We start from the raw sequence: 15,513 nt of genomic DNA, 5'->3' as shown, positions 1-15,513 counted from the left end.
CCATTTTACTTCGGCTTCAGCCATATTAAAATCAACAACTTTATCCCATTGTTGGTACCATGTGAAATTTTCTTCTGCTATTTTACCCCAAAATTTTCTGGGCTCACGAACTGATTTTTTATATTCTTTAAAGTATTCTTCTAGATTGTTTATTTTATATCGACTCATATTTTTTGATAACCCGTTGGGTCCGATTATATTATTTAATTTTTAATGTTGGGGATGGCTTATCAAAAATAAATTTATTTGGACAAAGCTTTTCTGATAATTTTTTGACTGTTAGAAAATCTATTCGGTACAAGAATAGGTATTCGTTAGTTTTGCTGTGCTGTTCTTATAGAGGCAATGCTTCTCTTCCAAATTTTTCATTGATGATTAGTGCAGCTGCTTCATAAAAAGCAAAAGAACCACATAAAATCCCTTCATAGCCAGCAATGGTATGAATGTTTTCGTTTCCTGTAAAACTGGCGACAGACAGGAGTAAAAATAAAATCACTAAAGAACCAAAAATAAGTTTTCCAATAGTATTTCCGTTAAGAGTACCTATAAAAAAAGCCAATGTAAATATCCCCCACATGCCTAAATAAAAGCCCATTGAAGTGCCGTCAGGTTTTGCTATTCCTAACAAAGGAAGTATCCATAATGCGACAAGCGATAGCCAAAAGAAGCCATAGGAAGTAAAAGCCGACATTGCAAAAATATTTCCTTTTTTCCATTCCATAATACCAGCAATTACTTGCTGCATGCCTCCAAAAAATATTCCCATTCCCATAATCATAGCATTGAGTTCGAAGAATCCTGCATTATGAATGTTTAGTAAAATAGTGGTCATTCCGAAACCAAAGAGTCCCAATGGTGCTGGATTAGCTGTAGTGTCTTTAATAATTTGTTCCATAAAGATTAAATAAAATTTAGAGTTGTTTTTTGTTAGTTATCTTGTGATTTTTATTCCTTTTTTATTAGGAAAATTGTATTTTATTAACAGATAGTTCGCAAATATATCAAACCTGTTCGATTTTTCGTATATTTTTTTGATCAAATCCAAAGCTTGTAGGGGAATCTAAAAAAGTAATTTTTACAGAAGAGTAATAAAACGAAAAACCCGAATATTTCTATTCGGGTTTTGTGGTACCTCCAGTACCATTAATTTTAAATCTTATGATTTTTATATTAATTTGATTAACCTTTGAAAGTGTTATTAATAAAAGGTTTAAATGATTTTAAATTTAATTGAATACAGCTAAATTCAATTAAGTTTTAATTTTAAAGCACCCTATTAAGCACCCTATTTATATTTTTATTATATTTGTGTATAACATAAAAGATATGATTAAGACTATTGAAAATTCAAACGGAATAGTAAGATTTGCATTTAAGGAATCTATTAAGCAACTAGAAAACGACAAAAAGAAAGAAAGTTTAATTTTCCTTCATTTTTCTTATGGTGGGAATAGGTTTAAATATTCAACAGGTTACAAATCTTGTTTTATTGATTGGGATTTTGACAAGCAGAGAATAAAACAAACTAAATCTAATATTATTAATGCTATTGAAGTAAATGAATTTTTAAGTAAAATTGAAAATATAATTAAAAAAGAGTACTCTCGTTTAATTGCTGAACAAATTATTGTTTCAAATGCAGTTTTAAAGCAATTTTTAGATAATTATTTGAATAAGAATGTAATTGTAGATAATACTAAACCAAAAACATTTTTTGAGTTTTGCGAAGACTTTTTAGGATTAAAAGCAAAAGAAATTAGTATAATTACTAAACGTTCATACAAACAAACTTTGTTAAAAGTAAAAAATTACGGAATTGAGAACAATGAAAAAATAACCTTTGATTCTTTTGATAAATCCTTTGTTTTAAATTTTATTGAATACTTACAGGAAAACGATTTTTCACAAAATACCATTTCAAAACATTTGAAAAATCTTAAAACATTTTTGATTGAAGCAAATCAAAAGAGATTAATTAATAATATTGATTTTAATATTAAAGATTTCAATGTTACTCCTGAAGAAACAACTGCAATATATTTATCTGAAACAGAACTTGAACAAATGCTAGAATTAGGCTTATCAGATAAAAAGCATTACGAACTTGCACGAGATGTTTTTTTGATAGGTTGTTACACGGGTCAAAGAATTTCAGATTACAACGGTTTAACAAAATCATCTATAAAAACTATTAATGGGCGTGAATATTTCTCTATTAAACAAAAAAAGACTGGTACAAAAGTAAATTGTCCAATCACTAAAGAAATTCAGCAAATAATGAATTTAAGATATAATGGAGAGCCACCTAAAAAAATATTAGAAAAAGACTTAAACAAATACATCAAAAAAATAGGCGAAATACTTAAATTTAATGAAAATATTGAATGTATTTATAATAAAGGAGGTAGAGAAATAATAGAATACATACCAAAACATAAACTAATACATTCTCATACTGCAAGAAGAAGTTTTTGTACTAATAAGTATAAAATAAAAATGCCTGTTTTTGATATTATGCACTTTTCAGGTCATAAAACCGAACGAGAATTTTATAAATATATTAGAATAACTGGAGAAGAAAGAGCTTCACATATTGTTGATAGTGGGTTGTATTTTAATATAGAGTAAAACACACTTCCCACACTATTTGTTTATGCAGTTGGGAAGATTAATTTTTAAAACAAATCTCTTATTTCAATTTCAAGAGCTTTACAGATTTTATGTAATGTTGTTATAGAAGTACTTATTTCTCCTCGCTCAATCCTTCCCACTTGATTTCTAGGTATATTGGCATCATACGATAGAGTTTCTTGAGATAGATTTAGTTCTAATCTTCTCAGCCTTATTTTTTCTCCTACCGATTTTATTAGCGTTAATTCATCATTTTCTAGCACAGTTTAAAATTGCACCTATCTTGTAAATTAACTTGACACATATTTGTGTCATTTGATTATTTTTACAATATTTGTTTAATCTTAAAATTTTAACATTATGAAAAAAACGTTTTTACAATTTTCGCTAGTTTTTCTTCTATTCGGTTTGACTACTAACTTAAAAGCAAGTACACCTATAAAACCATGTTCGGAATATTTACAATCAAACACTTATGAAGCGTACATGTATCATAATGGTAATTGGAATAAAGGTCGCATTACGATGAGACAAACAGAAAATGGTTATGTATTATCAACATATTCTTTTAGTGATATCTATACTATAAATGGTCAGCAACTTTCTGGAAATTTTTATGCAGACCAAAGACTAACGAGATTAAACCCTAACAATGACCTCGCAAAGAATTATAATTTCACTCATTATGTAGATATTCAAGGTGTAAAAGCATATATTATAGCAAATTAGACTACTAAAAGATTTCTATTTCTTTTTTTGCAAAGCGGTTAAATCTATATCTAGCGGCGTATGGACAGAATAGAGGGTGTACTTTGCACTGGAATACTCAACAAAATGAGGAATCCCGTAAAGCAATGTCAATTATACTTATTACTATTACATCAGTTTAAATTTTAACAATATGAAAAATTTACTGTTTGCACTTACCGCACTTTTGCTCTTTTCATGTTCATCATCTGATGAAAACTCTAATAATTCCGACTTACATCCACCCGCTTGGATTCAGGGGACTTGGGTAGAGGACGAGACAATAAGTGTCGGGGGATTTACTTTTTCCAAAGATGATTTGTGCACAACCCTAAGCACTATGACTACTTGTTGGAAATATATTCTAAATATTTCTCAAGGACAAGCTACAGCCGAAGAAGAAATAAGCAATACGGACTATTGTAAAAATCAAATCTGGAGGAATCTCAACTACTTATCATTTCAGAAAACATTCCGCAACACAAATCGAGGCCATAACACCATCTGGATTAAATCCTATATATAAAAAACAATAACAACTATTCATTTTATTTACTTTAAAAATTACACTTATGTTTGGACTATTTAGTAAATCACCCGAAGAGAAATTTATAAAAGAACTCACTGGCATGATTGGTAAGAGTGTCAGATCAGCTTGCAAAGATGCTGGTGATGATGAAATGCTACAAGGTATTTTTATAATGAGCGCTATTGGCTCTTGTAGGGAAGCATCTTTAAATAATGCACCACAAATGGCAAGGCAATTCAATATTCCATTACATAGAGTTAATCAAATAATAGAATTTTGTATCAAAGAATCTCATAATCATTATTTGGAGGAATAACACATTAATCATCATTAAAAAATGTCATTAACAGATTATTACAGGAAAAGGAATAAGGACACAATACAGTACGTAAGATTGCAACAGATGCAACCACCATCACTGAAAGAAGTTCAAGAACAAGTAGAAAGAGTGAAGCAAGGAAGAATTAATAGAACTTAAACAAAATGATATTAATACGCAAAAAACTTTTGCTTTGAAAGTACAGAAAAATTAAGCGTTAGCTAGTGGCTCTTGTTGCATAAACTAAAAATATATAACAATTGAGAGTTAATTCTAAAACCCACGCTCTAAAAATGTTAACCTCACATTGGGTTGTGTGATTAAAATCTTAAACAAATGGAATACAAAAGAATTATCATATTTCCAGAGTACAAATTATATTTTAATCTTCCAGAACCATATAATACAAGTACCATAGGAGAGTATAAAGAACTTCTTAGATTTATTACTGAAACTTATATTAAAGAAGCTTACAATGTATTTAAAGAGGCGCCTAAAATAGAAATGTTAGATGAGCTTTTATTAAGAATAAGAAAGCGCTTAAGCACAACTATTTCTCTTGCATATAAATGTTGTAGCACTTCAAGTGTCTACTTAGAGATTGACCATCTTGATCTTTCTCGCAGTTTAATGAAAAATTTCAAAGAGTTTAGAGATTATAGAGAGGGAACTCTGAAAATAATTGGCGAAATGCTCGATGAGATAAATTTAAATAAGTAGTAAAGTGGTGTACTTTGCTACGGAATAAGTGGCGACCTTTAGTGGTTCTTCGTCAGAATATCTATATAACTTATTAAATTTTATACTTAAATATGGAAAACAACCCATTAGTTGGAGCAATAGTAGGATTAGTAGCTGTATCAAGTATTTATATTTGGCAATCTCACAAGTTTAATAAATTACAAAAAACTTTATTGCTTTTATGTTTTGTATTTCCACCATTACAGTGGGTTATGATATTTATTGTTATTTATTATAATGAACATAAAGCAGAAAACACCCCTGAAAAAACAAGTGTCAAAACACTAGTTGAAGCTAAAACTAAACTTAACACTTCTATTGATAATCTAAAATATTTAAAAGAAAAAGGAATTTTAACCCAAGAAGAATACATATCAAAAGTTGAAAAAATAGAAACTGAAAAAACTGAGCAAGAATTAAAAAACTCAATAGAATATATACAACTAAAAAGTTTATTTGATAGTAATATTTTAACAAAAGAAGAATTTGATAACAAAGTTAAAACTTTAATTGAGAAAAAATCGCTAACAAATATTGAAAGAAATGATTCTTCCGATTCTGAATTTATATTAAATACTGATTTAGATGAAGAAAAATATATTCCGAAAGTAATTGAAAAAAAAAATAATTTTCTTCCCTATTTTATTGTTGCAGTAATTTTAGTGGCAATAGCGAGTCAAATTAATTGGAATGAAGTAACCGATTTAATTAAACATAAAAATGAAAAAGTTTTTGTTGAGCCTGCAATCGATACGACAGCAGTTTCCTTAAACAATCACAATAATACAAATAATGAACCAGTAATAAATTATTTAAAAAAATATGTCTATCTAATTATAACAACAGAAGAACCTAGACTAGTTCACAATACAGGTATATATATACCTTCAGGAAACCCACTAATTCCAAATACACATACAGAAGATATGGATTATGTAGTTTATGACAAAAATACATATACAACTGAAATTGAAGAAATCCCTGATTACAATGAAGATGTTAAATATAAACTTTTAGATAAGGCTGAATATGATGTTAAACAAAAGATTAATAGAGGTTCTAATTTTCAAATGGATTTATTTTTAAAATGTAAAGACGAAGAAAAACGAAATTCATTAAAAGAAAATTATTCTAAAATTGCTGACAGACAAATTTATACATTTGATAGTTATGCGGAAGCAAGTTTGGATAAACATAAAAATACAAATAAAATTAATCAAAAAATAGAATTAGGAAATTATAATGTCATAGAAAACACCGAAGAAAGAGTATATTTTTATAATAAACCAGACAATTCTTTTAGAGGAAAAGGATATTTAATTGGTGGAGATTTAGTTTATGTTGAGGAAATAGAAAATGATTTTGGCTATGTAAATTTTACAAATCAAAAAGGTTTAAATAGTAAAGGTTGGGTAAAAATGAAATTTCTAGTGCAAAACAAATAAAAAAAGCCGTTACATAACAACAGTTAGAGTTGCGTGCATAACATGAACAATGAAATTTTCATTATCGTGTAAAGTGCCGTACTTTGCTACTGAATAAGTGGCGACCTTTGCAACGGAATATCTAGTTTACGAGAAACCGTAAAGCAAATGATTTTTGATTGCTTAAATTTAAGCACTATTAATTAAAAAAAATGAAATATGAAAAAGTTATTATTTGGAGTTTTAATATTATTTAGCATTATGAGTTGTTCAGAGGATACCAAGACACATGATGTTATAGCTAATCAAGAAACGTCAATGAAAATTGGTTTTACAAGTAAAAAAACAAATTTAACAGGCAAAAACGTTAAAAGAGGTGTATTGCCTATAACTGTCGATTTTATAAATATAACATCGACAGGTCTAAATGGTTTGACAATAGATTACCCATTTAATATAGTGCCAAATGAAACTGTTGATGCTTCTGATGATTTCATAATTAAGAACTTTCAAACTGGCGTCATAAGTTTAAAGGTAGTAAATTATCTTAAAGGAGGTAATACTGGAAATAATTATAGAGAAATAATGGTATCGGATGATAGGAGCATTAGCGTGATATTTAACGACTATGACAAACGAGCTCCTATAATGTTTTATAGCTCTGTCAATAAACAAATAACTGCAGTAGCTGGAGAGAATGAACCAGTAGTATTTGAGTTGATTCCTGAAAATGGTAGAATACTATCAATGTTTGAATTATCCCAAGAACTTAAAGATCTCAATTATACTGCTAAAATCGAGGGCGGTATGGATGGTGCTCTAAATTATCACATTTCGGCAATAGTAAGTAATTTGAATAACGTCATTAACGAAGAGTCTGGAGGTCACGTTGTTGAAAGTCGTAACGGTTGGATAAATAAATACAAAGTAAGCATTTACAACGACAAATCCGAGTTGGTTATGGTTTATGAAATTCCATATACAGTCGTGAAAGGAGAAAGTGTTAATGCTATATATACCATAACGTCAGATAAAATACCGAGTACAAATCAGTTGCCGTCAACTATTATAGTGCCTCTATTCAAATCGGACAATCCGACAAACATAAAAGTTTAAAAATTAAGACAAAACAAAAAAAGGCGATTGCTGTTAATTCTGTAAAACCTAATGAAAACAATAACGCATAAAACATACATAGCACAAGTTACATTTGGATTATTTAAAGGATATTCAAATAAACTTATCTCTTTAAAAGAATTTAAAGAATCTCTATTTTTTGCGCAACAAAAGATAAAATTAGAAAATGATATTGCTTTAAGTGTAAAGCTCAGACATTGTGAAATCCTGTGCTTAGGACAAGAGGAACCTTCAATCGAACTGGAATTTATTCAATACCCTAAATTCCCGCAAGAAGAATCAGCACTCAAAAATGCCATAGTTGAACTGACAAAGATGATGATGCTTGAACTCGAACAAAATAGAGTGGTTATAGTTTTTTCTGATGAAACAATAATGTTGGAACAATCCGATGCTATAGACCCAAAAATTAAGTTGTAAAACATACAATCAGTAGTAAAAAGATGAAAAAAATTAATCTTGCATATCCCGCATTCATCAACAACAATTCCATTTAAAGAAGGATATTGCGTATCAGATGAAATTCTCAATCAGGAAATACTGAAATTAACAGATTGGTAACAGTAAAATAATTGAAGAGATGAGAACCATAACCGTTCAAGAGATGAGCGTATTTGATTAATAAAAATTTGCAGATGAAAAAAACAATCCTCTTACTTATCTTTTATTCAGCTTTTGTGCATTCACAATCTGCAACTAATTTTTTAATTAATGATATTGATAAATTCTCACAAAAACAGATGCTTCCTTTAATTATAACAGAAAGTAAAAAATATGGATACGAATTTATTAGAACAAAGGAAGGGGAATTTATATATAAGGGAAAAGATTCAAATCAAATTTCTTTAACCAAAAGTATTTATGACTATAATCTTGAAGGTTTTCCAGTTTATTCTATTGGTCATATTTGTAAAACTTATTTTTTTTTCGGGGACGATATAAATAAGGCATTAATATGGAAAATAAATACCGAAATTATTTTATCTAAGTATTCTAATGTTAGTATAAATCAGATTTTAAATACCTATTATAGAATTCAAGAGCAAATAAATAAAAGCATTAAAAAAGAAAATTTTAAAGTTTCTCAGACTATTGATAAATTTAATCAAGAATCTTATTTTGGGAACAAGTACGATGTTGTCAAGGAGATTACTTTTTCTAAGCCTTGCCCCTTTTCCTCTGATGATTGTAAACAAGAATATATTTTAAGCATTGGGCAAACTAAGGAATCTAAAACAGATAACGATGGTTCTATTTCTGATCATTTTTATTTGGATTTTACTATAAAAGATTCTGAAATAGCGAAATTTAATGATAAAGTTAATAAATTGATTGTAGATTCAAATAGGTCATTTAATAATTCATTTGACAAAATAAGATTTTCTGTCAAAGGTCAAGATATGAGAGAAATTAATCAATATGATCTTGAAGCGATGGTAAGGTTTTTTATTCATGATTGCGAGAAAAATAATATTAAGATTCCTGAAATTAAAAAAATCACTTCAACATTTGAAGTTTTACAGGGGTCTACAATTGCTCTGGCTTATGGGTATAATAATGATGATGAAGTAATTATAAAAGTGGATCCAGCAAAATGGGCAAATTGTCCGATTGAAAAAAGATGGTATGTGTTGTATCATGAATTAGGTCATGATGTATTAAATCTTGATCACGGACAAGGAGGTAAAATGATGTTTAATTTTGCAGAAAGAGATTACACTTGGGATGAGTTTTTTAACGACAAAGAATATATGTTTAATTTTAATAAATTTTAATTTTTATCCAGCCATATTTTATCATTAAAATTCTCTAAGGACATAAAGTGTTTGTAATCAAACGGTTCTTTTTTGGTGTTCAGTTCCTTTTAAGTATATAATGTCAGAATTTTTTTTTGATACGACAGCAGAATTTACAATCATAAAAAACAGAGGGTTTACTTTTGTTGCTTTTTCATCTAGATTTTCAGCTATTGGATATTTCGGTTCGATTTGTGCCAGTAATTTCGGTCGGACCGTGCCACCCATTTCGGTCAATTTGTGCCACTTGACTAAAAAGCCATAGTATTCCGGTTCGATTTGTGCCACTATTTCGATTCAATTTGTGCCACTTGGCTAATAAGTCATAGTATTCCGGTTCGATTTGCGCCACTTTGAAAGATCAAAATCAGCTACTATCTTGTTGTTATCTAAAACAATACGATATGGCTAATAAACTTGATCCTAGGGACCATATTGCCAAACGGCGGTTATATGCCGTTGTTGTTACGTTTTAATTCTCCTACGGCAATTTCTTCCATTGTGAATAAACTAAAATATGTTCCCTGTACTTTTGCAAATGACATAGGATTAAAACTGTTAAACCCGTCTTTTGGGAAGCGCTTTTTATTAATTGTTGTGAGATACAATATGTTTTCACGAACAATTTCAATTGAAAATCCGTGAATTATTGGAAATATCAATATTCTATTCTTATCAGGGACACTTAAATCCATAGATTTCTCATTGAATTTTGTTTCTAATCTACCGCAGATAAATTTCTCAAATGGATTTCCTTTTTCATATTTAGCTGAATTATATTCGATGTTTAAAACCTCTACAAGAAATGTGTTTCCGTCAGCATCTTTGAATTCGAAATCTATGCTTTTATTATTTTGTTGAACACTTTCGTATTTCAATAATTCCGCGTTATTTGACAAAACCAAACAAACAGCAATTTCTCCTAGAACATTTTTAAAATCGTTCTGTTCAAAATTATTTACAACACTTAAAACAAGATTTTTAAATTCTTTGTTTTTTTCAATTTTGGCAAACTCGCCTAACAAAAAATTAAAGTAACCCAATTCATTTCGTATTTCTTGACTTTCATTTTTTGCTACTTCTTCCACAAGCAATAAAAAAGTTACAAGAAAATTTCTATTAGCAGTTTTACCATCGTTTAAAACAGTAAATGTATATGACTTTTCTATAAAGTTTAGAAACTCATTTCCTGTTAACAAACTTAAAAGGTTTGGAATATACAATTGAAAAAGTTTTTTGCTATTTTCAATGATTGTTTCATTTAGCATCTTTAAAAATATGATTAGTTTTAATAATTATGCGTTTCCTTTATTTTTAGAATTTTCTAAATCAAAATTTAGTTCTTTTTAAGTAAAGTTTTTTTTACGAACTCAATATCATCATTTGATTAAATAGTTTCTTTAATACTTTAGCTTTAGACTTTTGTTTGGATTGTTAAAAATGACCATTTCAGTAATCTATAAATTAATCTAATTGGATAAAGCAAACCAAAAAGTATAGCACTAAAGATAAGAATATTAGACTTTTTTTCATTTTCATTCAAAAAATATTTTTTCGAATAATTTAATTTGTCAAGTAATATACTTTTTTTCTTTTGAAAGATTTTCGTTTTTTTAATTAGATTAATTTTTTCTAAAGAAAATAAACTTTCAAAATCATCTATGTAACGATGTATTTCGTCATCAGAAGAACCGTTGTTGTGCATTTCGCTTAATCCATCAAATAAAATTTTCTTTTTATCTGGTTCTAAAAAGAAATCATTTATATTTTTATTTTTATCGATTTGTAATTGAATAACTGAAATCTCATTTGCAATTGTATTAATGTTTTTTCCCGAATAAAAATTCCGTATCAATATAATTGCCCAAAATATTAATACTATGACAACTAATGAAAAAAAGTAAATAATTTCTTTTGCAATTGTTTTTTTTGATATTGTTTTCATTTTTGTATTTAGTTTCGCTTACAATGGCATATAACTCGTATATAGGTACCTATTCCAGTGAAAGTGTGCCACTGATTCCAGTACAAAATGTACCTTTTTTTTGTGATGTTTTCTGTTGTTAAAATTAGATATATTTTTTTACTGTTTTTTCATTTTTTTTCTCATGGATTGTCCTTTCAATTCAAAGCGTATTGCAGAGTGTATAATTCGATCTAAAAACGCGTCAACCATTTTTTCCGGGATTAAATCATACCAATTTTTTACCGGAATTTGTGAACAGAAAATAGTTAATTTCCTCTAATTTCTGTCTTCTATTAGATCCATCAGGATCATTTGGTTTTCTTGATATATTGCTTGTAATCCAAAATCATCGAGTATTAATAAGTCATGACTTTCTATTTTATTAAGCTCTTTGATGTAGGTTCCATCTCCTTTTGCCTTCATTAGTTTGTGAAAAAGTTTTCCAAGTTTGTAATACAAAACTTTGTATCCTTTTATAAGATTGTTGTCCTAATGCTGTCGCTAAATAGCTCTTTCCGGTACCTGTACAGCCTGTGATTATTATGTTTTCATAGCTATCTATAAAGGAACAATCCGATAGGCGTGTGAGTAAGTTTCTATCGAAATCACGTTCTGATTGGTAGTGAATCTCTTAGTCTTCTTCCAAAGAACTGTCCTCCTTGTTTTAGCCGCTTCAAGGACATAAAATCAAAAAAACGACGGAGAGTGTTTACAGATGGAAACGCCTCTGCAAGCCCCCTAAATCAGCTATGCAAACCGTCAATATAATCTTTAAACTCATGCCAGTATCTTTTTATTGTTAGAATACTAAGTCCCGCCTCTATGGAAACCTTTCTTTGAGTTATTTTTCCATCTTTTTCAAAATCCCAACTTTCTAGTATCAAGTAAATTTTCAATCTCGTAGCGTCTTTTCTAATCTTTCCGATTTCTCTCCCTGTAATTTGTTGTTTTTCTTGGCGTGTTAAGGCTATATTCGGATTAAATAATATTCTCCTTTCTTTATTCAGATACATTTCGAGTTCTCCGTCCGCTCTTTTTTTCAATACATTTTCTATAATTTTATTAACTTCAAATTCTGATAATTTTGGATGCATTTTGTCGTTCAATTGATTGCTGATAATTTCCAATAGTCCTTTGCCGCATGCGCGATTTAACGTAGAATAATTGGACAAAACCGTAAACATTGTACTGTTTCTTGCACCTTCTTTTATCGTATTTGGAATAAAAGGTTGGCAAATTTTTGTTTTATCTCCACCAAAAACCAAATATGGAGTTTCTGCATTTTCGCCCGTAAAATAATCACTTATATTGTTGAATCGTACAGCATCGTATTTGGTATTTTCAATTAGGGTATCATTTGGTAGTATACCTTTCTTTTCTTTCTTTAATGTATTACCTAATGATACCTTTTTTATTTCTTTATATTTATATACTGTAGAATTACAATTGTAATACAATTCACTATCATAACTCAGTACCGTCTGTTGCGTAGCCTTTCTTGCTCCAGAATCGGTTGTTATTCCAATAACTTCAGATAGTTGATTATAGGCATCCCTGAAATTCATTTGAGTTAAATTGTCTATTTTTACTAAAATCCCGAATCCTAAATTTGATAACGATTTCCATTTTGCAAAAACATAGTCATTGTCAGGAATAGTTTCTATGTTGTCGGCATCAAGATATAGTAAACCTGTTGGAGCTATAATATTTGTATTTTTTACGGAATCTTGAAACAGGAAATTAAATCGGAATGTAGGTAGCTGATTTTTTTTTATAGAATCATACCCTTTGTTTCCTTTGCCTATTTTCCGTGCTTTCTCGATAGTTGGCAGATATTTATTTCCGTTTTTGATAGCGTCTAAAATAGTATCAATTGAAACCGTTTTTTGTACTTCCGACTTGTTTACTGCTTCATACTGGGTAATCTGATAAGTTGGCAATTCGATTTTATCGATTGAAAAAGGATGTGCATAGTCTTGAATATTAAATGGGTTGGAATATCTAATTTGATTTCCGTTGGTATTTGTATATGAATTTGTCATTGTTTCTTTGGTTAAAACAAGGCAAAAGAATTCCTAACCATATAGAAAAATACAGTTGCCTTGTAATGTTGGTTAATTGATTTTTCATGGCAGACCTGGCCAGTAAGGGAAGATTAAATACTAAGCTGTATGGCTTAACTTATCCATAATAATAGACCTTTGATAATAGACCCTATTACCCATTTTTTGCGCGGGTAAAGTCTTATCATTGTTCCAATTAAATAATGTCGTGTAAGACACGCCTAGTAGTTCGCTAGTCTGCTTCCTTGATAGGAGTTCATCTGATTCAACTTGTGGGTTTAGTTGAATAACGTTGTTGATTTTTTGAAGCTCTGCTTTTACACAGTTTGAAATAATTTCTGTAAGTTCAGAAATATTCATTTGAATTAATTGTACGCTTTTTTCAGTCATTTGTAATCTTTTAAAATTTGTTTTACAAAGGTCAGAAAAGGGATAAAGGGAAAATAAAGGGATTTTATATAAAGAAAAAATTATTGAATTGACTTTAATCTGCCTTTATTAATTTGAAGGTCTTTTTCAATTTTTTCATATAGCTTTTTAATCCTTTTAGTATGCGAGTCAATTCCTTTATAATATTTTTGGTAATCAGTTCTACTGTGTTTTAAGATTTTTTCCGCATTAAAATTTAAAATATAATCAAAATTATTTAATTTATAAAAATCAATTTTTTCAATCTCTGTGAAGTAATCTAATATGTAAAATAAATAGCAAAAATTATAAAACTCAATTTGTTTAATATCTGAAATGTTTCGCTTATGTAAATTGTCATATTTATTACTAGAAAGAATATTTAAAATATTATCTATCTCTGGTTCAGTAAATCCTTTCTGACTTAGATAAGTTACCAATTTCTTATATTTATCTTTCAATTGTTTTAAATCTTCTAACAACCCTTTGTCATATTGATTAGAGTTGTTATTGTCGATATCTTTATTATTAAACAGTCTATTTTCTAAAAACTGGTACAGCAAATAATCTAGTGAATTATTAACTTCTGGAATATCAACAGAATAAACAATTTTTGAACAATCGTCTTTGCCTAGAAATTCTAAATAACTGATTAATGATTTATTAAAATCAAAATAAAGCCCTTTCTCGTCGGAAAACCCTTTGAACTGGAAATTATTATTTTCTATACTGTTAAAAAGTTTTCTTTTATACTCACTTTTTTTGTTCTCTATATGTTCTTTTGATAAATCGAGATTTAATAAATCTTTAGTATTCTCTATATTGATTATTTTTTGCTTTTCTGTCTCGATGAATTTTTTAGAGGTAAACTCAATAATGTCAATCATTTGTTTGTAGTAACTAATAAAAACATTTTGATTGTAATTCCTCAATTCAAGATACTTATGAAATAGAGCGTGTAAATCAGATGTTTTAAATTCTAAATCTGTAGGCGCACCCGAACCGTCTCCATCTGGATAGCCCTCTGTGAAGTTGTCATTCAGATAGTTCAATAAATTATTTATTTCTTCGCTATTAAGCAAATCAGAAATTGATTTTAATTCAGCATTATAATTTGGGGTTATAATTATTTCATTTGTATCAATACCTCGCTTTATATAGTCTTCATATTCCAGAAGTTTTTCATTAGAAAAAGGGTCGTGTTTATCTTTTTGTCCAAAAAAACAAGTGATATAATCACATAATTCTTCGACCTCCATAAGGGTAAAAATTGCAAAATCAAGAACTGTTTTTTCTTTATTCATATTCCATCAAAAATCATTAGCCTACAGTTAGATTAGATTGTTATATTTCTTTTTGCATAAACTAGACACAATATGTAAATTTTGGTTCACTATATTTCTATTCTATTCCCAAAGTTAGAAAACTTAATCTGATACTGTAGCAATTTCAAAAATATAGTTTCTTGAAAAAATTAAATTCAAGTACCTTTCCAGTTAGTCTCTCCCCATAGGTTCAGGAGTAAAATCGGTTTTTTGAGGATCCCCCGCCTTTTTTTAAATGAGAAAGAAATCCTAAGATTAAATTCATTTACAAACAAACGAATGCAAGGACTTTTATATGAGCATAAAAAGTCGATCAACTAAAATAAAAAACTTTGCTGTCGAAAATATATAAATGCTATTGGATTGTTTAAACTTAATGTTTAACACTTTTTAACTTTAATGTTGTTGGCGAATTTAAAACCAATTT

At 28.7% G+C, this 15,513-nt stretch carries 18 protein-coding genes and 1 pseudogene; 9 read left to right on the top strand and 10 right to left on the bottom strand.

Features of this window, described 5'->3' with window-relative positions; all coding sequences use genetic code 11:
- Window positions 1–168, bottom strand: a 168-nt coding sequence (locus tag ACNQGH_RS17215; protein WP_417957249.1) for an acetyl-coenzyme A synthetase N-terminal domain-containing protein, incomplete at its 3' end; no start/stop codon positions are given.
- Window positions 169–334: 166 nt separating this feature from the next.
- On the bottom strand, window positions 335–895 hold the full coding sequence (locus ACNQGH_RS17210; protein ID WP_417957248.1) for an acetate uptake transporter: 561 nt from the start codon (window positions 893–895) through the stop codon (window positions 335–337).
- 431 nt (window positions 896–1,326) lie between these two features.
- On the opposite strand from ACNQGH_RS17210, the gene ACNQGH_RS17205 reads away from it, so the two are divergent.
- Window positions 1,327–2,628 (top strand): site-specific integrase, encoded by a 1,302-nt coding sequence (locus ACNQGH_RS17205; protein ID WP_417957247.1) that lies wholly within the window; start codon window positions 1,327–1,329, stop codon window positions 2,626–2,628.
- Between the two features lie 47 nt (window positions 2,629–2,675).
- On the opposite strand, the gene ACNQGH_RS17200 is transcribed toward ACNQGH_RS17205, so the two are convergent.
- Complete coding sequence (locus ACNQGH_RS17200; RefSeq protein WP_417957246.1) at window positions 2,676–2,894, bottom strand: helix-turn-helix domain-containing protein; 219 nt, start codon at window positions 2,892–2,894, stop codon at window positions 2,676–2,678.
- Window positions 2,895–2,991: 97 nt separating this feature from the next.
- Here ACNQGH_RS17200 and ACNQGH_RS17195 point away from each other — a divergent pair, with 97 nt between their 5' ends.
- From ACNQGH_RS17195 to ACNQGH_RS17160, 8 genes are all read left to right on the top strand, one after another.
- Window positions 2,992–3,360 (top strand): hypothetical protein, encoded by a 369-nt coding sequence (locus ACNQGH_RS17195; RefSeq protein ID WP_417957245.1) that lies wholly within the window; start codon window positions 2,992–2,994, stop codon window positions 3,358–3,360.
- A 172-nt stretch (window positions 3,361–3,532) separates the two neighbouring features.
- Window positions 3,533–3,904 (top strand): hypothetical protein, encoded by a 372-nt coding sequence (locus ACNQGH_RS17190; protein ID WP_417957244.1) that lies wholly within the window; start codon window positions 3,533–3,535, stop codon window positions 3,902–3,904.
- Between the two features lie 46 nt (window positions 3,905–3,950).
- The gene (locus tag ACNQGH_RS17185; protein ID WP_417957243.1) at window positions 3,951–4,223 is read left to right on the top strand and encodes a hypothetical protein; all 273 of its coding nucleotides are present in this window, start codon (window positions 3,951–3,953) and stop codon (window positions 4,221–4,223) included.
- A 339-nt stretch (window positions 4,224–4,562) separates the two neighbouring features.
- On the top strand, window positions 4,563–4,946 hold the full coding sequence (locus tag ACNQGH_RS17180) for a hypothetical protein (protein ID WP_417957242.1): 384 nt from the start codon (window positions 4,563–4,565) through the stop codon (window positions 4,944–4,946).
- A 92-nt stretch (window positions 4,947–5,038) separates the two neighbouring features.
- Window positions 5,039–6,412, top strand: coding sequence for an SHOCT domain-containing protein (locus ACNQGH_RS17175; RefSeq protein ID WP_417957241.1), 1,374 nt, complete (start codon window positions 5,039–5,041; stop codon window positions 6,410–6,412).
- A gap of 240 nt (window positions 6,413–6,652) precedes the next feature.
- Entirely contained in the window at window positions 6,653–7,507 is an 855-nt protein-coding gene (locus tag ACNQGH_RS17170; RefSeq protein ID WP_417957240.1) for a hypothetical protein, read from the top strand.
- Window positions 7,508–7,558: 51 nt separating this feature from the next.
- Window positions 7,559–7,948: a hypothetical protein gene (locus ACNQGH_RS17165; protein WP_417957239.1), complete on the top strand. Its 390-nt coding sequence runs from the start codon at window positions 7,559–7,561 to the stop codon at window positions 7,946–7,948.
- A 215-nt stretch (window positions 7,949–8,163) separates the two neighbouring features.
- A complete protein-coding gene (locus ACNQGH_RS17160; RefSeq protein WP_417957238.1) occupies window positions 8,164–9,303 on the top strand; it encodes a hypothetical protein in 1,140 nt (379 codons plus the stop codon).
- A gap of 57 nt (window positions 9,304–9,360) precedes the next feature.
- On the opposite strand, the gene ACNQGH_RS17155 is transcribed toward ACNQGH_RS17160, so the two are convergent.
- The 7 genes and pseudogenes from ACNQGH_RS17155 to ACNQGH_RS17125 all read right to left on the bottom strand — a co-directional run bounded on the left by ACNQGH_RS17155 (window position 9,361) and on the right by ACNQGH_RS17125 (window position 15,065).
- Window positions 9,361–9,612 carry a hypothetical protein gene (locus ACNQGH_RS17155; protein ID WP_417957237.1) on the bottom strand — a complete coding sequence of 84 codons (252 nt, stop codon included), beginning with the start codon at window positions 9,610–9,612 and terminating at the stop codon, window positions 9,361–9,363.
- Window positions 9,613–9,773: 161 nt separating this feature from the next.
- A complete protein-coding gene (locus ACNQGH_RS17150; protein WP_417957235.1) occupies window positions 9,774–10,592 on the bottom strand; it encodes a hypothetical protein in 819 nt (272 codons plus the stop codon).
- Between the two features lie 146 nt (window positions 10,593–10,738).
- A complete protein-coding gene (locus ACNQGH_RS17145; protein ID WP_417957234.1) occupies window positions 10,739–11,269 on the bottom strand; it encodes a hypothetical protein in 531 nt (176 codons plus the stop codon).
- Between the two features lie 138 nt (window positions 11,270–11,407).
- Window positions 11,408–11,918 (bottom strand): annotated as a pseudogene (locus ACNQGH_RS17140) (ATP-binding protein).
- A gap of 115 nt (window positions 11,919–12,033) precedes the next feature.
- On the bottom strand, window positions 12,034–13,332 hold the full coding sequence (locus ACNQGH_RS17135; RefSeq protein WP_417957233.1) for a hypothetical protein: 1,299 nt from the start codon (window positions 13,330–13,332) through the stop codon (window positions 12,034–12,036).
- A 120-nt stretch (window positions 13,333–13,452) separates the two neighbouring features.
- Window positions 13,453–13,743: a helix-turn-helix transcriptional regulator gene (locus tag ACNQGH_RS17130; RefSeq protein WP_417957232.1), complete on the bottom strand. Its 291-nt coding sequence runs from the start codon at window positions 13,741–13,743 to the stop codon at window positions 13,453–13,455.
- 80 nt (window positions 13,744–13,823) lie between these two features.
- The gene (locus ACNQGH_RS17125) at window positions 13,824–15,065 is read right to left on the bottom strand and encodes a hypothetical protein (RefSeq protein WP_417957231.1); all 1,242 of its coding nucleotides are present in this window, start codon (window positions 15,063–15,065) and stop codon (window positions 13,824–13,826) included.
- Window positions 15,066–15,513: the final 448 nt, after the last annotated feature.

It is taken from the genome of Flavobacterium kochi, from assembly GCF_048286715.1.
Classification (GTDB): domain Bacteria; phylum Bacteroidota; class Bacteroidia; order Flavobacteriales; family Flavobacteriaceae; genus Flavobacterium.
Note: the sequence above shows the minus strand (reverse complement) of the source record. Positions and strands in the feature narration are given on the sequence as shown.